Here is a 17,649-nt window from a genome sequence, read left to right on the forward strand (position 1 = left end):
CGCGAAACTGTGGGGCAGTCGCGGAGTTGAATTCATTGAGGCAGAACATTTTCCGCCGCCGGCTTCTCAATATTTCAATGGCGGCGGGAATCAACAAATGAGGAGAACATTCCATGAAACGGGTTTTATTTTTATTGGCGCTTGGTTTGCCAATGTTGCTCACCGCCAGAGCATGGGCACAAGACGAAGAAAAACCACCCAAGCGCGACGGCGAAATGCGCGCGAAAATGATTGAAGAATTTGACGCCGATGGCGACGGGGAATTGAATGACGAAGAGCGTCAAACGGCGCGTGAAACGATGCGCGAACGTCGTGGTGGTCGTGGCCGTGGAGAGGGACAAGGCCGTGGACCGGGACGTGGGGAAGGACAGGGTGGTGGACGAGGCCGCGGAGAGGGACAGGGGCGTGGCGAAGGTCGGCCCGCACCTCCGGATCCGAATGAATTGTTTGATCGGTTTGATGCAGATCAAGACGGACAACTCAGCCGCGATGAGTTTATGAAATTGACCGAAGAAACTCGTGGGCCGCGTGGACCACGCCCGCCGCGGGAAGGTCGGCCTGATCGCCCGCCGCGTCCCGATGGGGACGATCGTCCGGGACCACCACCGGGAGAACGCGAATTTAGCCGTCGTCCACCGCTGCAAAATCAGATTGATGGACCTCCGGGGCCACCGCGCGGTGGTGAGGCGGGTGCACCGAGAGGACCACGTGGACCAGAAGGGCGAGGACCGCGCGGGCCGGAAGGTCGTGGACCTCGTGGTCCTGAAGGTGCGGGCGGCCCGGGAGGCTGGGGTGGTCCTGATCCAAATCGAATCTTTGATCGCTTTGATGAGAATGGCGACGATCAACTCAGTCGCGAAGAGTTTCAAGCTCTGACCGAGCGGATGCGTGAAATGCGCGATCGCTTTGGCGGTGGAGGACCGGGGCCACGTGGGCCTGGAATCGAGGGTCGACCAGGACGTGGCCGGCCTGATCGCGGTGGACCGCCGCGGCCGCAGCGACCTGCTGGGGAATCGGAAGATGAGAAACCGGCCGACGAAAACACAACGTGATTTTGCGTTGCCCGTAAACATGAATGAACAACGCCCTTGGGTTGCAACCCAAGGGCGTTAGCGTTTAAGGCTAGGAACAATATTGTCGAATGGCTTCGACAAAGGCATCGCCGAAGTCGCGCTGTTTTTGCTGACCGACGCCGCGGACTTCAAGAAAGTCGGCCGTGTTGGTGGGTTTGATGCGGGCCATGTCGCGGAGTGCTGCATCGCCGAAAACGAGATAGGGCGGCACACCCCGTTCGGTGGCGATGGCCGTTCTCAGCGTGCGTAGTTCTTCGAAGAGTTCGCGATCGACGCCTTCCCAATCGGCGTCAGAGGACTCGCGCGAAGATCGAGATGAAGCCGCGCGTTTCGTCGATTTGGTGAGTTGCGGCGTGGCATTCCCGCGGAGCAATTCTCGGCCCATCGCTGTAATGCCCAGGGTGTTGTATTCGCCTTCTTTGGCGAGAAATTCTTGGCTCACAAGTTGGTCGATCCAGGTGCGCACGGCCGAGACGCTCGTCTCTTTGAGCAAGCCATAGGTGCTGAGCGAATTGTGCCCGAGCTGAAGAATGCGTTCTTCTTGTGAGCCAACGAGGACTTTGGCGGTGTAATCCATGCCGAAGCGTCCTTGTAAGCGGGCCACGCAGGAGACAATTTTCTGGGCGATGATGAGTGGTTCGTCCACGAGTTCGAGACCACCGAGACAGACGTCGCAGGCGCCGCAGTTTTGTCGGTCCAAGGTTTGGCCGAAGTGCCCGACAAGTGCTTGATGACGACAGCCCACGCCATTGCAGAATTGTGTCATCGCTTGGAGAGCGGCGAGTGCTCCGTCGTTGGGTCCTGATTCGCTGTTCTCGATAATCATCCGCCAGACTTGATAATCGCGACCGCTATGAATGAGCAGACAATCGGCGTGCAAGCCATCGCGGCCCGCGCGACCGCTTTCTTGCACGTAGTGTTCCAGCGACTTGGGCATGCCGGCGTGAATGACGTAACGCACATTAGATTTGTCGATCCCCATGCCGAAGGCGACCGTGGCCACGATGATGTCGACGCGTTCCTGGAGAAACGCTTCTTGATTGCGCTGACGTGCTAGATCGGCCAGGCCGGCGTGGTAGGGAGCTGTGCGATAGCCGCGTTTTTTGAGATCAGCCGCCATTTGGTCGACTTCTTTACGGCTGATGCAGTAAACAATCCCCGCTTCGCCGGGATGCTTGTCGATGAGCTCACAAATTTGCTCCAACTTTTTGGAGGCGCGCTTCACCTGGTAAATCAAATTCGGACGGTCGAAAGAACCGACCAGAATTCGCGGGTCACGCAAACCCAATTGCGTAACGATATCTTGGCGAACGCCTTCGGCCGCGGTGGCTGTGTAGGCGTGAACTCCGACTCCGGGAAAGGCCTGCTTGAGAATCGCCAGCCCGCGATACTCGGGCCGGAAATCGTGACCCCATTGGCTGATGCAATGGGCTTCGTCGATGGCGATCAGTTCGAGGGGGACGCTTTGGAAGAATTCGAGTGAATGCGAACCAAGCAATCGTTCGGGGGCGATGTAGACAATTTTCAATTCGCCCGAGCGAATTTGCTCGGCGACCTTGCGACGTTCGGCGGGGGTGAGCGTGCTGTTTAGCGTTGCCGCGGGAATCCCGCAGGTTCGCAAGGCGTCGACTTGATCTTTCATGAGCGAGATCAGGGGCGAGACCACGAGGGTCAGTCCCTCGCGACAGACGGCCGGTACTTGAAAGCAGAGCGACTTGCCACCACCGGTGGGGAGCACCACCAACGAATCGTGATTGCCCATGACCGCTTCCATGGCCTCGGCTTGCAGCGGGCGAAAGGAGTCGTAGCCCCAATAGCGCTGCATGGTGGCCAGGAGTTGGGGGGTGAAGGTCATAAGAAGCTAGCAGGCAAGTGGCGAACAGCAGTTAATTTTACAGTCAATCGTTAGGATTGCCGAACTAGGTTGCCCCCATCGGCAGGCGAAATCATAATAGTATTTATAAGAGGTTACGCATAAGAGCGCAGGAATACCATGGAACTCACAGCCGTCTTCATGTCCGTGCCCGAGGGGTTTATCGCGTTCGTCGAGGAACTCCCGGGTGCGAATACGCAGGGTGCCACTCTTGAGGAAGCACGAGCGAATTTGCAGGAAGCCGTTTCGCTGGTACTCGAAGCCAATCGTGAGTTGGCCGAGCAAGATTTGGGCGATCAAAAGGTGACTAAGGAACCTTTTGTGTTGGCCGCGCCATGAAGCGAGTGGATTTGATTCGGCATCTCGAAGCCCACGATTGCCGTCTCCTACGGGAAGGTGGCAATCACAGCGTTTATGTGAATTCGCTGAGTAAGCGGACGTCGGCGGTTCCCCGCCATCGGGAAATCAACGACTATCTGGCACGCAAGATCTGCCGTGATCTGGAGATCCCGGAGCCATAGTCGGGACGGTTTTGTGGATTTTGCGGGCAATGGCACGGCATCGGGACGATGCCGGCTAACGGCGGGAAAAGTTTGCTGGGGTGAGGGGCGGCATTTATACTGGAAATAGGCGGCCGTGGACGGGCGGCGTCTGATTTCGATCCCTTAGCGAACAGAGATTCCATGCGCGGCGTTCCTACTTTGTTTCTTTCGTGGCGAGCTGGGTTTTGCCTACGGCGAGCTTTGGCTTGTGCCCTTGTATGTCTTGCCGTTAGCGAAGTTCGCGCTCAAGCGGCCGACGTGGCGAACACGGGGCCTCAATTCGCGCCGGGCGTGCTGACCACGATCCCTCCACAGCTCGATCCCGCCGACACGGTGAGCAAACATGATGTCGTGGAACTGCGTGCTCAGTTGGATTTGGAACGCACTCCGAAATTGCTGTCTGATACGCGCACTCTGTTTGAGATGGCCAAAGACACTGAGTTCCGTCGCGACGTTTGGTGCTTGGAGTTTTCGTTCAAGCCGCTGCGGATGATGGAAGTTGATATCCCACAACCTTCGGGCAAGATGCAACGCAAACTTGTGTGGTACATGGTCTACCGCGTGCGCAACACCGGCGCGGGCTTGGTTCCCAAGCAGAAAGACGACGACACGTTCACCACGGTTGAGCAATCGTTGGGCCCGCAACGTTTTGTTCCGCAGTTCATGCTGACTAGTTTGGATCGTGATCAACAGGGGAATCCCATTCGCAAGTCGTATATGGATCGCATCATGCCGACGGCGGTGGAAGCGATCAAGCGCCGCGAACTTCCCAAGGGTGAGTTGCTTAATAATGTGCAAATTAGCAATCAACTCTTGAACCCCGAGAAGGGGCGTGGCGTGGGTGGTTTGTGGGGCGTGGCGACTTGGGAAGATGTTGATCCTGCGATGGACTTCTTTGCCATTTATGTGAGCGGGCTCACCAATGCCTACCACTGGGAAGACCCAGCGGACTTTCCGAAGGGGGCTGCCCCTGGCACGGGCCGTACGTTTACCCGCAAGGTTTTGCAGCTGAATTTCTGGCGTCCTGGCGATTCCTACAAGGAAAATGAGACGGAAATTCGCTATGGTTCGGCCCCGGGCATGGCGGGGGTTTACGGGGTCCGCGAAGGCATTGCCTATCAGTGGGTTTACCGCTAAAATCGACAGGCTCTGAGTGACCCAAAAGCGAGGCGTGGTGCTTCGGATTTTCGGTTGCCGCAACCTGCAATTCTCTCTACTGCCATGGCACATAAAAAAGGACAAGGCTCCAGCCGCAACGGTCGTGATTCGAACGGCCAGCGTCGGGGTGTGAAGCGTTTCGGCGGCGAAAAAGTGATCGCCGGCAATATTCTCGTGCGTCAGCTGGGCAACAAGTTCCATCCCGGCAAGGGTGTCGGCCAGGGTAAAGATTTTACTCTGTTCGCCCTGATCGACGGCGAAGTGAAGTTCGACCGCGAAGGTCGTCGGATCAATGTGTTGCCCTTGGCAAGCTGAACGCTGCGATTGAGTTTTAGATACAGCAAGGGATGCGCCCCCGTGGTGCATCCCTTTTTTATTGAGGCGATGGGACAATTGGACCAGAGGACAATAGGACGAAGGAATTTAGTACAACGGAGTTGTTCGCACATCTCGAGGGTATTCAGCGATGGCGAGGAATTACAAGAATATTGTTGCATGGCAACGCAGTCACGAATTTGTTCTGGTTGTGTATAGCCTCACGGCCAAATTCCCGGACATAGAGCGATACGGGTTAACGAGCCAATTGCGGAGGGCAGCTGCTAGTGTCCCCGCTAATATTGCTGAAGGAGCAGTCAGAGATTCTCAGGCCGATTATCTAAGGTTTCTCACGATTGCGCTCGGATCGTTGAGCGAGGTCGACTACTTTCTGTTCCTATCCAAGGATCTAGGCTATATCTCGGAACAAAGATACTTAGAATTACAAGAACAAATCACACGAACTTTTGCCGCAATACATGGGCTTATCAAGGCTGTTCGAAACGATAAACAGCGAACCTAATAGAGTCCCTCAGTCCTATCGTCCCTTAGACCTGTAGTCCTATCTCCTATGTTTGTCGATCGTGTCACTGTTGATGTTGAAGCCGGTAAAGGGGGTGACGGGTGCGTCAGCTTCCGGCGTGAGAAATATGTTCCGCGGGGCGGACCGGATGGGGGTGATGGTGGACGCGGCGGCAGCATCATCGTGGTGGCCGAGCCGGGGGTTGATAGTTTGCAAATGCTCGTGCACCGCAAACATTGGCGGGCTCGATCGGGCACGCCGGGCATGGGGAGCAATTGCCACGGCGCGAATTCTGAGGACATGATCATCCGCGTGCCGCCGGGGACGGTGGTTATTGATGCCCAGCATGATTTTGTGCTCAAGGATTTGGCCGAAGCGGGGGATCAGGTGATCGCCGCGCGTGGTGGAGCAGGGGGCAAAGGAAATACACGCTTCAAGACGGCGACCAACCAAGTGCCGCGCGAGCACACTCGCGGGGGCGAAGGGGAAGTTCGCCGGATTACGTTTGAGTTGAAAGTGATTGCGGACGTGGGACTGCTAGGCAAGCCGAACGCCGGGAAAAGCACCCTGTTGAGCCGGGTTTCGCGAGCGAAGCCGGAGATTGCCGACTATCCATTCACGACCAAGATTCCGAATCTGGGGATCGTGCAGGTCGATGCCGATCATTCGTTCGCGATGGCCGACATTCCCGGCCTCATCGAAGGGGCCAGTGAAGGGGCCGGTTTGGGCTATGAATTCCTGCGGCACGTGGAACGTACGCGGGTGTTGATTCATTTGGTCGAGCCCTCGCCGATGGATGGCAGCGACCCCATTGAGAACTACCACACGATCCGCGCGGAGCTCGAGCAGTACGACATCGATCTCGCCTCGCGACCAGAGTTAATCACTGTCAGCAAAGCGGAACTCCCCGGTGCGGCGGAAGTGCGTGATCAGCTGGCCGCGGAGATTGGTAAGCCCGTGTTGTTATTTTCCGCCGTCACGGGGCAGGGGCTCAATGAAGTCGTGCGGAGTGCTTACACATTGCTCACAAAAGAGCGGCAAGCAAAATGAGCGCGGCAATTCAGCCAGGTTTGTTGGCCATCGACATCGGCACAAGCCGCGTGAAGCTTGGTTGGTTTCCCGACACCGCGGCTTGTGAATCTGAGAAGCCCAGCCAATTGCCAATCGCCGCCCCGCGATTGCCAGAACCGATGGAAACCTTTGATTGCGCGCATCGCGATCAATCGAAGTTGCAGTTTGCCGAAGAGTTGGCTTCGTGGCTGGGGCAGTTTGTGGATCACAAACCTCAAGCCGTTGTCGCGTCGGTGAGCCCGGAAGTGACAACAACGGTTGCCAACACCCTGAAGCTCAGCGGTTTTGCTGCGCCACGGATCCTCAAAACATCGGAATTGCCGATTCAGCTGGCGGTGAACGAGCCGGAGAAGTTGGGCATCGATCGGGCGCTCGCTGCCGTGGCGGTGAATCGCCTGCGTTCCGCGAACACTCCGGCGATTGTGATTAGTCTGGGGACAGCCTGCACGGTGAATCTGATTTCGGCGGAAGGTGTGTTTGAAGGGGGGGCCATTCTGCCGGGGCTGACGATGGCGGCCAGTGCGTTGCACACGGGGACAGCATCGTTGCCGCTCATTTCGCCGGAGAGTTGGCAGCTTCCACAGCACGCGATCGGCAAGAATACGAACGAAGCGATGTCGGCGGGGATTTATTGGGGGCTCATCGGTGCCCTTGAGAAATTGATTCGCGAGCAGAGTCAATCCGTCGGCAGCCAGCCAGAACTTTTTCTAAATGGTGGCGACGCACCGCACGTTGTTGATGCACTCAAGACAAGCGGACTCACAGTGCGATTGATCCCGCATTTGGTTCTCGCGGGAATCGCCATTTCGTGCGAGGCCAAGCCGTGAGCGCGGTTTTTAGCGTGCTCACGCCGACGGGCCGTGGCGCGGTGGCGGTCGTGGCGGTCGCTGGCTCTCGGGCTGCTGATGCCGTTGCCTATTACTTCCGTGCGAATAACGGGCGCAGTCTGGCTGAACAGAGAATCGCGTCTATTGTTTACGGACGTTGGAGTTCTGATGGCGAAGACCTCGTTGTTTGTCGTCACGCCGCAGAACTCCTGGAGATTCATTGCCACGGAGGATCACAATCGGTGGCGGCGATTTCTGCTGATCTCACAGCGCAAGGTTGTGAACAGATCCCTTGGCAAGATTGGCTCGCACGGCAAGACGATGATGCCTTCAAAGTCGAAGCACAAATTGCCTTGGCGCAAGCCGCTTCCCCGCGGACTGCGTTAATTTTGCTGGAGCAATATCATGGTGCGTTGAGGTTGGAACTCGAAACGATTCACGATTTGCTCGTGAAGGGCGCTTCGACAGCGGAACAACGAATCGCTGCCTTGTTGGCAACCGCGGAATTGGGAAGGCATCTCACGCGCCCCTGGCAGGTGGTGATTGCTGGTCGGCCGAATGTGGGGAAGAGCAGCCTCATCAATGCGCTGGTGGGTTATCGCCGGGCGATTGTGTTTGACCAGCCGGGAACCACGCGCGACGTGGTGACGGCTGCCACGGTGATCGAGGGTTGGCCCGTCGTGCTGAGCGACACCGCAGGTCTGCATGAAGCTAGCGATGCAATCGAAACCGCGGGGATTGAACTCGCCAAGCAGCGGCTCAAGGATGCTGATCTTGTGGTCTGGGTGATTGATGCTTCTGACTGCTCAGCATCAACTTATGAAGAATTGATTGCCCAGGAAGTAAACAGTCTTGGCTTGCAACTTCCTGAGAAGCAGCTCTTAGTAGTCAACAAGATTGATCGCATCAGCGGCCCGAATCTTCCTGGCGACTTGATCGCAACAAGTGCCACGACCGGCGCAGGAATCGATACGTTATTGGCCGCGATCGCGACTGCATTAGTGCCAGAAGTTCCCGCTTCAGCAGCGGCCGTATTGTTTAACGAACGGCAGCAGCAGGGCGTACATTCTGCACTTGAGTTTTGCCAGACAGGAGCAGCCGCGCGGGCGGCGGAGGTTCTGGATGAGTTGCTCTAAATAGGCCCTTCGGTGCCTGGATGGCATTAACTCCACGGCAGCGGGACGCTGCCGGCTAACGCTAGCATGGCTTTCTCCTCGCGTAATTTTTTCTTATTCGCAACATTTGTTGCAGGCCAGACATTCGTCAAGGTCGATAACAAAAATGATGGTTGCGTAGAAGGCGCCGCCAGGAGGCTTTTCACAAATCTTTGGCAGGACGGTTATGCAAACCGTAAGCAGGGAAGAAACCTACCGACGAATGAGGAGTCGGAGGGATCGACGCTGAGGAGGGGCGTTCATGCAAGGGGGGAATTCGAAACACACAATCGTCAGCGGAGCTACGCGTATCGCGGAAGTTGCGCTGTCGGCACTGTTGATGGCGAGCTCCAGCTACGCCGATCTGGACTTCCCCGCGTCAGGGGAAGCTGAGCAGCCCGCCGTCGTCGCGGTCGCGCAAAAGCCCAAGGGCGAGCGCTCGATTCTCGTCGCCAAGGGAACGATCAGCGAAGAGCCCGCGAAAGCGCCTGTCAAACCGCGCACACGCCGTCGACTCGAGCCGATTTCGAAAATCTCGGAATACGAGCCCGAACTGGCTGAACCCACCATGGCTCCTGCTCAACCGCCACGCATGGAAAGTGCGCCCGTCGCGATTGAAGTTGCAGCACCACCCGTCGTGGAAGAACCGATTGCTGAAGTCGAGGCCGAACCGGTCGTCGAGCCCGTGATTGAAGCGACCGAGCAACCGAACGAGCCACTTGTGGCTGAGCATTCGACTTTGGAAGCGGTTACGTTTCACGGGATTACGCCGGGAATCTCGACGCGCAGCGAAGTGCTTTCCGATTGGACAGCACCAACCAATGGCGACACGAATGCCAAAATTCTCAGCTTTCAATTCGAAGGCTTGAAATCGGTCGACGTGAACTTTGCCGGTGAGCGCGTGAAATCCATCACGATTACGCTCGACAAACCGACGCCGATCAGCGAAATGATCACCAGCATGCAACTCGAAGGTATTCGCCCCGTGATTGTGAGCGATGCCGCGAAAACACATTTCAATCAAGCCTATCCCGAACGGGGCGTGATTCTTACGCTCTCTGATTCCGCCGGGATGGTGATGGCCAGCGACGGCGAATCCACCGACGTCCAAGAACAAGTGAGCGGCGTGCTGCTCGAATCGATTAGCTCGCGGTTGTTCTTGCTACGAGCCAAAGAGAGTGCCAAGAGTAATCTCACACAGACAATTGCTGACCTCGAACAAGTGGTGACGCTTGAACGGAAATCGGCCGAGGCCAAATACTTGCTCTCGTGCCATAATTTGGCCGTGGGTAAGGCCGTGACCGCCGAGCGTTATGCCGCCGAGGCCGTTGAAATCGCGCCGAATGATCACGAATATCGCTTGCAGTGGGCCAAATGTCTTGGCCAGTTGGCTCGCTACGATCGGGCCGTTGCCGAAGCACGCAAAGTTCTCGAACTGCCAGGCGTTGAGCCGCTCCAACGCGCCGAAGCCCTGGAAGAAATGGGCCAACTCGCGTCGCTCGGTTCGTCGGAAGTTGCCGAGCGATCGATTCAACTTCATAGCAAAGCGATTGAGATTGCTGATGGCCTGGCCAACAGCGAAGACGTGGCCATGCGACATGCAGCTCAGTGTGTGTTGATTGATGCTCACTTGGCGATTGCCACGCAAATTGCCCAAGGCAATTTCCAAGATAAGAACCAAGCCGTGCCACAATGGATCGAACGGGCGTCGGCTTTGGCCGAAGCGTTGATCGACGAAGACGCGAGCTTCTTGCCACGTCGCTTGCAGGTGGCCGTGAGTGCCTTGGCTGCGGCGACGAATCTCGCCAAACCGATCAATCCCAAACTGTGGGTTGAAGAAGCGGAAGAAACGGTCAAAGTCTTGCTCGAAGAAACGCCCGACGTGCTTACTTGCAGCCAGTACGACTGGGAATTGGGTTTGGCTTATCTGCACGCCGCGGATATTGAACATCTGCGAAGTGATGCTGAATCGGCCAAGAAGTTCGGCAAGCTTGCCGAGGAAAAACTCAGCGAACTCTCGCGTCAACGCGATGAACTGCCCGACACGGGTTACACCATGGGCCGCCTCTACTTCCAAATCGGTGCGGTCTTTGCCGTACACGAAGAAGATCACAGCACGGCTTGCAAGTGGTACGACCAGGCTGTCGATCTGTTGCTGAATCCCGTTCCCGTGACGACTTTGGCCGTGCCACAACAGCATGGCGATGCGTTGGTGAGCATGGGCGTGTCGTACTGGCGGACCAATGACCGCGAGCGCGCCGTGGAACTCACGCTCGCTGGCGTGGAGTTGATCGAAGAAGCGGTGGACGCGGGGCTGTTGGGTTCGACATCATTGTCGGTGCCTTATGAAAACCTGTCGGCTATGTACCAAGCCCTGGGCAAAACCGAACCAGCGGCCCGCTATCAAGTGCTGGCTCGCAAAGTGAACGGCAGCCTGAGCGATTCGACGCAGTAGCATTCTTGTCGTGATGCGCTTACGATTGAGCGGATTGGACCCGCGAAACCGCAAGCGAGAGACAATGTGAGCGCATTTGATCCAGCCAGTTATGGTCGAGAATTTGCTGCGTTGATTCCCGCGGAGCGGTTGATGCCGCTTGATGTAGGTGTTCCTCTTGAGGGATCGCGTCAAGCGTTGAGCGCTCTCACGGTCGATCAAGCATTCTCGGGAATCAACATCGCGGACATGGACATGGCCCGCTGCGCGTTGGCGGGAATCTGGCTGCTGCACGACTTTCTCGATGAGTCGCACACCATCAGTCAGGGCATTAATACTCCCTCGGGCAGCTATTGGCATGGAATCATGCATCGCCGCGAAGGGGATTTCTCGAACGCCAAATATTGGTTCGACCGCGTGGGAGATCACCCCGTCTACGCGAAGCTGACCAGCCTCGATGGTTCCGGCTGGGACCCGCATCAATTCGTCGACCAGTGTCAGCGAGCGCTGCGTAGCAACGATGCCCAGCAAATTGCGGCACTCCGCCAATTGCAGCAGCGCGAATGGCTGGCGCTGTTCGATTTCTGTTATCGCGCAGCCCAAGGCGAGCGGGAGGCGTAAGCCTCGCGCAATCTCAATCAATCTCGCGCAGTGAAGCCCTCGCGCCAGTATTTAACAAACGGCGATATGCGAGAAAAATGCATTGGTATGTGAGAATTTGCAGGGGACTTACGTCCCCCGCTCGCCTTTGGTGGGCCTTGAATCTGCCCTGCAAAACCTGATACTAAAGGGCTGAGAAACTTCGCAAATTTGCACACATTCATACACAGGAAGGGTTCGATCATGTCGCGCGCTGGAGCAGTTACTTTTAAGGGTAATCCGATGACGTTGGCCGGTAAGGCCGTCGAGGTGGGTAAGCCCGCCCCCGATTTCACCGTCCACTATTTTGAGGGTGGCTTGAAGAAGCTTTGCCTCGCCGATCTGAAGGGCAAGCCGACGATCTTGAGCGTTGTGCCTTCGCTCGACACGCCCGTCTGTGCGATGCAAACCAAGAAGTTCAACGAGCAGTTGTCGTCCCTTGGCGACAAAGTGAATGCCATCACGATTAGCCTCGACTTGCCGTTCGCGATGAATCGCTTCTGCGGTGCTGAAGAAATCAAGAACATGAAAGTCGGCAGCGACTATCAAGATCGCAACTTTGGCAACAACTGGGGAACGCTCATCGAAGAACTCAAAATTTTGAGCCGGGCGATCTTCGTGCTCGACAAGGACTGCAACGTGGCCTACGCCGAATACGTTCCTGAAGTCGCGAGCGAACCGAACTATGAGGAAGCGATGGCTGCCCTAAAAGGCCAGCTGTAAACAATCAACACACGAGCCGTCGCCACGACCGGCGGCGGCTCGTGATTTCTGATGATGCACAATCAACTTGTAAGAGAAAGCAAGAACAATGGGCAGGTTTCTGGCAATTGTCGTAGCGCTTGTGGCACTTGCGCTGGTGATCAATACCATGCAAAAGGATAAGCCGGTCGGTGAGAACGACCAACCGAAGCTTATTGCACCTGAGAAGCCAGACACACCCGCCGAGGAACCTAAGGAAGTCGCCGCCGCGGGTGAGAAGGCCGTCGCAGTCGAATTAGCAGCAGTTGATCCGGCGGTTATTGAAGCGGCTCCCTCGGCCACCACGGAAGCTAAACCAGCTGCGACAGAATCGGCACCTGCGCCATCGACCGAAGAAGCGTCGCCATCTCCCAAAGCTCAAGCCGAGAAGGCCGCTAAGGATGAAGCGGTTGAAAAAGCCAACGAAGCGATCGAAGAAGTTGAAGCTGATCGCGAGATCGACGACAAATTCAAAGGCATTGCCACCCCCAACAAGGAAAAGACCGAGCAGTTCATGCTCGGGGGCAATGAGTTGCTCATGGGCATTCCCGGCGAAGGGGATCTCACCGATGAGCAGATCGAAAAATGGCTGCAAGACCCGGTGAATCGTGCGGTGCTGTTGCCGGAATTGCCTTTGGGTCTTGCGGCTGGGGCGGGACAGATTCAAGGCGTGGAAGAGAATCCACTCACCCGTGCCAAGATCGAACTCGGTCGACAGTTGTATTTCGATACACGGCTGTCGGGCGATAACACGATTAGTTGTGCCACCTGCCACGATCCGGCCTTCGGTTATGCCAAGGACACGCAGTTCGGCGTGGGCATGAAATCGCAAATGGGGAATCGCAACTCCCCCACGGCCTACAACCGAATTTTGAGCGGGCCACAATTTTGGGATGGCCGAGCGACGTCGCTTGAAGACCAGGCGATCGGTCCGATTGCCAATCCCATCGAGATGGGCAACACGCACGAAGTGGCCGTGAAAGTGATTGCCAAAATCCCCGGCTATCAAAAACAGTTTGATGCGATTTTTGAAGACGGCTTGAGCATCGAAAACATCGGCAAAGCGATTGCGAGTTTTGAACGCACGCTGGTGACCGGCCCCGCGCCTTGGGATTACTACCAGCAGCTGGCCACGTTTGAAAAAGCCTATGAAGCTGACCTCGAAGATTTGGAATTGCTCAAGGAAGAGGACGAAGAGTTCTACAACGAATACATGGAGTTGAAGAAAGTCAGTGAAGCCCATCCGATCAGCGAGTCGGCGATTCGCGGCGGGGAGTTGTTCTTTAGCGACAGGGCGGCTTGCACGACCTGCCACGTGGGGGCCAACTTCACCGACGAGTTGTATCACAATCTGGGTGTCGGCATGGATGCGGAAAAGCCCGACCTCGGTCGCTTCGAGCAAACGGGCGAAGAGAAGGACAAAGGGGCGTTCAAAACTCCGACTGTGCGCAATATCTCTCTGACCGGGCCGTACATGCACGACGGCACGCAGAAGACTTTGGAAGAGGTCGTCGAATGGTATGCCAAGGGTGGGCATCCCAACCCGTACTTGAGCGACAAGATCAAGAAGCTGGATCTCACGGATCAAGATAAAGCCGATCTCGTGGCCTTTATGAAAGAGGGGCTGCAAGGCTCACTGCCGGAACCGGAGCAAGGGCGGTTGCCGAAGTAGGTGCGCAAATTGTGCTCTAGCCGGAGGCACACTTGCCTCCGAGAAAACCCCGGAGGCAGGTGTGCCTCCGGCTAGTTACGTTTACTCTTTCACGACATGCGATTCGATCACTTTCGCGTCGACGATTGTCGACGAGCCGCGCACGGTGTCGTCGCCGGGAAGCTTGCCGCTACCGGCTGGCCAGAAGGCGGTGGTTTGCACGCGCACGTTCTTGCTGAACCAGTTGCGAATGCCAAACATCGCCAAGTGGCGGATCGGCGGAATCAGCAGAGCAATCCCCAGGACGTCGGAGATCACGCCGGGCAGCAGTAGCAGGATTCCCGCCACGAGGATCAGTGCGCCATCGCCGATGGTGCGGGTGGGGACGACACCTTGTCGCAGTTCGTTCTGCACGCGCAAGATAGCGTGCAAACCCTGCCACTTGGCAATCCAAGCACCGATAATCCCCGCGCCGAGCACGAGCAGTATCGTCGGCAGAATCCCAAACGTGGATCCCAGTTTCACGAGAATCCACAGCTCAAGGACAATGAGTCCAAGGAATGTCAAAGGAATGGCTAAAAGTGGCATGACGTAATCGTATGCGGATTCGGGCGCAAGTTGTAGTGGTCATAAACGAGTCACCGGTAATCGTAAAATGCTCTTGACCGCTTTATTGTGAACATATGTATACTCAGTTGTTGTTTTTGAACGCTAATTCCCACTAATCAACGCTAATGAATTTTATTAGTGAAGATTAGCGTCGATTAGTGTTCTCTAATTCTTCTGAACGCGCGCGTTGGGTGACATGGCGGATCGAAATTTTCCGATGCCGAGGGGCAGGGGTGCGGGTTCGCAGCCGGCTAATCCCTATCTGCACGTGCTTGAGGAGATCGATCTGGAGCACGTGGCCGACGACGAGGACTATCTCGCAGGGCTCGAACGGCCGCGGACGACTTATTTGGTCGACGCGTCGCAATCGATTGTCAGCGAGAACGACAGCCCCGACGTGGGCTTTCGCTACAGCGTCAATCCTTATCGAGGCTGCTCGCACGGTTGCAGCTACTGCTATGCCAGGCCGTCGCACGAATATCTGGGGATGAGCGCCGGAATCGATTTTGAAACCAAAGTGCTGGTGAAGCTGCGCGCCGCAGAGTTGTTTCGCGATTGGCTTGTGCGGCCGAAATGGCAGCCCGAGCCGATTGCTTTTTCCGGCGTGACCGATTGCTATCAACCCGCGGAAAAGGAGTTTCGCCTCACGCGCGCGTGTTTGGAAGTGGCCCTCGAAGCTCGGCAGCCGATGACGCTGATTACAAAGAACGCGCTGGTGACGCGCGATCTCGACCTGCTACGCGAAATGGCGGCGATGAACTTGGTGCGGGTCGCGCTGAGTGTTACGAGCTTGCGACAAGAACTGACTCGTATTATGGAGCCACGCACGAGCGCGCCGCAGGCACGGATCGCAGCAATCAAAACGCTTAACGATGCTGGTGTGCCGACGTTTTTGATGACGGCACCGATCATTCCCGGGCTGAACGACAGCGAGATCCCAGCCATCTTGCAGGCTGGCAGTGAAGCGGGGGCCGAAGGAGCGTCTTATGTCTTGCTGCGCTTGCCGACGACCGTGCGTGAAGTTTTTTTTGAATGGCTCGAACGGCAACTCCCCGACGAGGCCGAGAAAGTGAAAGGAAGGGTTCGCTCGACGCGCGAAGGACGCGACAACAGCGCAGAGTTCGGCAAACGGATGCGCGGCACGGGATTAATCGCTGATCAGATCGCGCAGACGTTCAAAGTGTTTGCCGCGAAGTATGGATTGGATAACAGCAAGCTCACACCACTGGATTGTTCGCAGTTTCGACCACCGAAAAGTGCGAGCGGGCAGTTGTCGTTGTTTTGAATCGTACATAGAACGCAGATGAACACGGATTGGACTGATTATCGCGGGAAGAGTTTTACAGGAGATAGCGGAGGAAGCAGAGATAAGAAGGGAATTCGAACACTTATGGCCGCTAATCTTCGCTAATTAGAATTAATTCGTATTGATTGGTGTTTGTAAGTCTTCTGAATTCATATTCTCTGCTCGCTCTGCTTTCTCCTGTAATAAATCCGCGAGTATCCGCCTAATCAGCGTTCATCCGCGTTCTATTCTTCTGTAGCAAAGACATTCGCAGCCAGGGCGGAGGTGAGTAGTTCGGTTACAAAGGCTGCGATTTCCGGTTCTTGCGAGCCGCGGGGGCCTGCGATGTTGAGTCGTTCGATGTGATGCTCGGCGATAAACTCGGCGATTTGTTCACCTGCATCACTTATGGAAGCGATGGTCTCGCGGGCAATATGCAAGTAATGTTTGCCTTGCTGGCGCGCGGCGGCCAATGTCAGAGCGGTGCCGCCGGTGGGGGTGGCTTGCATTGTGATAACTAGCGTGGCATCGCTGTCGCGGACGTTCCAGCGGGTTCGCTGATCGTATTTGAACGACGGAGTTTCCGTGAGTTGATAGCGATCATCCAAGGGCCCATCTTCGGCGAGTCGGCCACGAGGGCACCAGCCACCGTGCGGAATGCCAAAGCGAAGGGCGAAATCGAGAGCGGCGCGGTCCGCGCCCGTCTGTCCGCCTGACACAATCGTGAAGTCGCGTGGCAAATCCATTGCTATTTACGCAAATTGTCGGGCACGCCGCTGGGGAAGTATTTTTCGATAGCCCGTTCGATAAACTCGACGCGGTTGGCGGGCTTGGGATGCGTGCTGAAAAACTCGGGTGGGGCTTGTCCGCCGCCGGCTTCTTCGAGGACCTTCATCACGCCGATCATCGCGCGGGGATCGTAACCGGCTTGATAGCAAAGCCGCACGCCCCAGTCGTCGGATTCGAGTTCCGCTTCGCGACCGTACTTCATGCTGAGCGTGGCGGAGATCATCTGGGCGGCTTGAGCCGATTCTTGAGTCCCACCGAGTACGCCAATCGCACCGGCGAGCCCTTGAAACATTCCTTGCCGGGCCATTTGTTTGTTGCCATGGCGGGAGAGGACATGGCCGATTTCGTGGCCCAACACACCGGCGAGTTGCCCTTCGGTTTCGAGGGCGGCATACAGGGCTTCGGTGATGAAGACTTGCCCGCCGGGCAGGGCGAACGCGTTCACCGTTTTGGGATCGGAGAGCAGCGTGAACTGAAACGCTTCTTCATAAGGGTTGCGACGATTCGCACCCGGATTCTCGCGATTGAATTTTGCGAGCTCCTTATCGAGCGCTTCCAAGAGTCGCCAGCCGACCGTTTGCACTTGTTGCTGTGCGGCGATGTTCCGGGATGGTCCGCCGTGCATGCCGATCATTTCCGGCTTGGCCTGCAAACCAAGTTGGATCTCTTCGGCTTCGTCGGTGAGGGCGACCCGCTCGGGTTCACCCGTGACTTCGTTGATATCCTTGGACTTGGCGTAATAGCTCAAGAAGGCGAAGGCCGCGATCGCGAGCGCGATCAGGAGCCGCGCTTTCAGCGCGCTCCCCGCACCCGAGCCGCCGAACATTTGTCGGCGCTGGCCAGAATTGCCGCGGGATTGAGGAAAGGGAAAGCGGAGGGTCGACGTACGTGCCATATCGCCGTTCCAGGATCGAGTGGTTAACGAGCGTCCACTATAGCAGGAAACGGGGAAAAGAAAAGTTGGG

At 56.6% G+C, this 17,649-nt stretch carries 18 protein-coding genes; 14 read left to right on the plus strand and 4 right to left on the minus strand.

The window, feature by feature from the left end:
* Positions 1–113 precede the first annotated feature (113 nt).
* Complete coding sequence (locus SH678x_RS00665) at positions 114–1,052, plus strand: hypothetical protein (protein ID WP_496920951.1); 939 nt, start codon at positions 114–116, stop codon at positions 1,050–1,052.
* Positions 1,053–1,122: 70 nt separating this feature from the next.
* Here the strand turns inward: SH678x_RS00665 and recQ are convergent, their stop codons facing one another.
* Positions 1,123–2,928, minus strand: coding sequence for a DNA helicase RecQ (recQ, locus tag SH678x_RS00670; RefSeq protein WP_496920952.1), 1,806 nt, complete (start codon positions 2,926–2,928; stop codon positions 1,123–1,125).
* A gap of 138 nt (positions 2,929–3,066) precedes the next feature.
* Here recQ and SH678x_RS00675 point away from each other — a divergent pair, with 138 nt between their 5' ends.
* The 12 genes from SH678x_RS00675 (at position 3,067) to SH678x_RS00730 (ending at position 14,022) form a co-directional block, all read left to right on the plus strand.
* A complete protein-coding gene (locus SH678x_RS00675) occupies positions 3,067–3,285 on the plus strand; it encodes a type II toxin-antitoxin system HicB family antitoxin (RefSeq protein WP_496920953.1) in 219 nt (72 codons plus the stop codon).
* Positions 3,282–3,467, plus strand: a complete 186-nt coding sequence (locus SH678x_RS00680; RefSeq protein WP_496920954.1) for a type II toxin-antitoxin system HicA family toxin — start codon at positions 3,282–3,284, stop codon at positions 3,465–3,467. Before SH678x_RS00675 ends, SH678x_RS00680 begins: the two co-directional genes overlap by 4 nt.
* Positions 3,468–3,629: 162 nt before the next feature.
* Positions 3,630–4,625, plus strand: a complete 996-nt coding sequence (locus tag SH678x_RS00685) for a hypothetical protein (protein ID WP_496920955.1) — start codon at positions 3,630–3,632, stop codon at positions 4,623–4,625.
* A gap of 84 nt (positions 4,626–4,709) precedes the next feature.
* Positions 4,710–4,961, plus strand: a complete 252-nt coding sequence (gene rpmA, locus SH678x_RS00690; protein ID WP_496923101.1) for a 50S ribosomal protein L27 — start codon at positions 4,710–4,712, stop codon at positions 4,959–4,961.
* Between the two features lie 151 nt (positions 4,962–5,112).
* Complete coding sequence (locus tag SH678x_RS00695; protein ID WP_496920956.1) at positions 5,113–5,484, plus strand: four helix bundle protein; 372 nt, start codon at positions 5,113–5,115, stop codon at positions 5,482–5,484.
* Between the two features lie 48 nt (positions 5,485–5,532).
* Positions 5,533–6,534, plus strand: coding sequence for a GTPase ObgE (obgE, locus tag SH678x_RS00700; RefSeq protein WP_496920957.1), 1,002 nt, complete (start codon positions 5,533–5,535; stop codon positions 6,532–6,534).
* Positions 6,531–7,382: a type III pantothenate kinase gene (locus tag SH678x_RS00705; RefSeq protein ID WP_496920958.1), complete on the plus strand. Its 852-nt coding sequence runs from the start codon at positions 6,531–6,533 to the stop codon at positions 7,380–7,382. Before obgE ends, SH678x_RS00705 begins: the two co-directional genes overlap by 4 nt.
* Positions 7,379–8,518: a GTPase gene (locus tag SH678x_RS00710; RefSeq protein WP_496920959.1), complete on the plus strand. Its 1,140-nt coding sequence runs from the start codon at positions 7,379–7,381 to the stop codon at positions 8,516–8,518. The genes SH678x_RS00705 and SH678x_RS00710 overlap by 4 nt, the downstream gene beginning before the upstream one ends.
* A gap of 280 nt (positions 8,519–8,798) precedes the next feature.
* Positions 8,799–10,991, plus strand: a complete 2,193-nt coding sequence (locus SH678x_RS00715) for a tetratricopeptide repeat protein (protein WP_496920960.1) — start codon at positions 8,799–8,801, stop codon at positions 10,989–10,991.
* Between the two features lie 66 nt (positions 10,992–11,057).
* Positions 11,058–11,591, plus strand: coding sequence for a hypothetical protein (locus SH678x_RS00720; RefSeq protein WP_496920961.1), 534 nt, complete (start codon positions 11,058–11,060; stop codon positions 11,589–11,591).
* A gap of 222 nt (positions 11,592–11,813) precedes the next feature.
* Complete coding sequence (tpx, locus tag SH678x_RS00725) at positions 11,814–12,332, plus strand: thiol peroxidase (protein ID WP_496920962.1); 519 nt, start codon at positions 11,814–11,816, stop codon at positions 12,330–12,332.
* Positions 12,333–12,420: 88 nt separating this feature from the next.
* Positions 12,421–14,022 carry a cytochrome-c peroxidase gene (locus SH678x_RS00730; RefSeq protein WP_496920963.1) on the plus strand — a complete coding sequence of 534 codons (1,602 nt, stop codon included), beginning with the start codon at positions 12,421–12,423 and terminating at the stop codon, positions 14,020–14,022.
* A gap of 81 nt (positions 14,023–14,103) precedes the next feature.
* Here SH678x_RS00730 and SH678x_RS00735 read toward each other — a convergent pair whose 3' ends face one another.
* The gene (locus SH678x_RS00735) at positions 14,104–14,589 is read right to left on the minus strand and encodes an FxsA family protein (RefSeq protein ID WP_496920964.1); all 486 of its coding nucleotides are present in this window, start codon (positions 14,587–14,589) and stop codon (positions 14,104–14,106) included.
* 238 nt (positions 14,590–14,827) lie between these two features.
* Here SH678x_RS00735 and SH678x_RS00740 point away from each other — a divergent pair, with 238 nt between their 5' ends.
* Entirely contained in the window at positions 14,828–15,895 is a 1,068-nt protein-coding gene (locus SH678x_RS00740) for a PA0069 family radical SAM protein (RefSeq protein ID WP_496920965.1), read from the plus strand.
* A 245-nt stretch (positions 15,896–16,140) separates the two neighbouring features.
* On the opposite strand, the gene SH678x_RS00745 is transcribed toward SH678x_RS00740, so the two are convergent.
* Together SH678x_RS00745 and SH678x_RS00750 are read right to left on the minus strand one after the other, a co-directional pair.
* Positions 16,141–16,641, minus strand: a complete 501-nt coding sequence (locus tag SH678x_RS00745) for a putative molybdenum carrier protein (protein ID WP_496920966.1) — start codon at positions 16,639–16,641, stop codon at positions 16,141–16,143.
* Between the two features lie 2 nt (positions 16,642–16,643).
* The gene (locus tag SH678x_RS00750; RefSeq protein WP_496920967.1) at positions 16,644–17,579 is read right to left on the minus strand and encodes a M48 family metalloprotease; all 936 of its coding nucleotides are present in this window, start codon (positions 17,577–17,579) and stop codon (positions 16,644–16,646) included.
* Positions 17,580–17,649: the final 70 nt, after the last annotated feature.

It is taken from the genome of Bythopirellula superficialaquae (assembly GCF_059632245.1).

Excerpts from the sequence above, each read along its gene's own strand:
- SH678x_RS00675 (WP_496920953.1), top strand. The coding sequence starts at position 3,067 with ATGGAACTCACAGCCGTCTTCATGTCCGTGCCCGAGGGGTTTATCGCG.
- SH678x_RS00735 (WP_496920964.1), bottom strand. The coding sequence starts at position 14,589 with ATGCCACTTTTAGCCATTCCTTTGACATTCCTTGGACTCATTGTCCTT.
- SH678x_RS00680 (WP_496920954.1), top strand. The coding sequence starts at position 3,282 with ATGAAGCGAGTGGATTTGATTCGGCATCTCGAAGCCCACGATTGCCGT.
- recQ (WP_496920952.1), bottom strand. The coding sequence starts at position 2,928 with ATGACCTTCACCCCCCAACTCCTGGCCACCATGCAGCGCTATTGGGGC.
- SH678x_RS00740 (WP_496920965.1), top strand. The coding sequence starts at position 14,828 with ATGCCGAGGGGCAGGGGTGCGGGTTCGCAGCCGGCTAATCCCTATCTG.
- SH678x_RS00695 (WP_496920956.1), top strand. The coding sequence starts at position 5,113 with ATGGCGAGGAATTACAAGAATATTGTTGCATGGCAACGCAGTCACGAA.
- SH678x_RS00685 (WP_496920955.1), top strand. The coding sequence starts at position 3,630 with ATGCGCGGCGTTCCTACTTTGTTTCTTTCGTGGCGAGCTGGGTTTTGC.
- rpmA (WP_496923101.1), top strand. The coding sequence starts at position 4,710 with ATGGCACATAAAAAAGGACAAGGCTCCAGCCGCAACGGTCGTGATTCG.
- SH678x_RS00705 (WP_496920958.1), top strand. The coding sequence starts at position 6,531 with ATGAGCGCGGCAATTCAGCCAGGTTTGTTGGCCATCGACATCGGCACA.
- obgE (WP_496920957.1), top strand. The coding sequence starts at position 5,533 with ATGTTTGTCGATCGTGTCACTGTTGATGTTGAAGCCGGTAAAGGGGGT.
- SH678x_RS00730 (WP_496920963.1), top strand. The coding sequence starts at position 12,421 with ATGGGCAGGTTTCTGGCAATTGTCGTAGCGCTTGTGGCACTTGCGCTG.
- SH678x_RS00750 (WP_496920967.1), bottom strand. The coding sequence starts at position 17,579 with ATGGCACGTACGTCGACCCTCCGCTTTCCCTTTCCTCAATCCCGCGGC.
- SH678x_RS00715 (WP_496920960.1), top strand. The coding sequence starts at position 8,799 with ATGCAAGGGGGGAATTCGAAACACACAATCGTCAGCGGAGCTACGCGT.
- SH678x_RS00745 (WP_496920966.1), bottom strand. The coding sequence starts at position 16,641 with ATGGATTTGCCACGCGACTTCACGATTGTGTCAGGCGGACAGACGGGC.
- tpx (WP_496920962.1), top strand. The coding sequence starts at position 11,814 with ATGTCGCGCGCTGGAGCAGTTACTTTTAAGGGTAATCCGATGACGTTG.
- SH678x_RS00665 (WP_496920951.1), top strand. The coding sequence starts at position 114 with ATGAAACGGGTTTTATTTTTATTGGCGCTTGGTTTGCCAATGTTGCTC.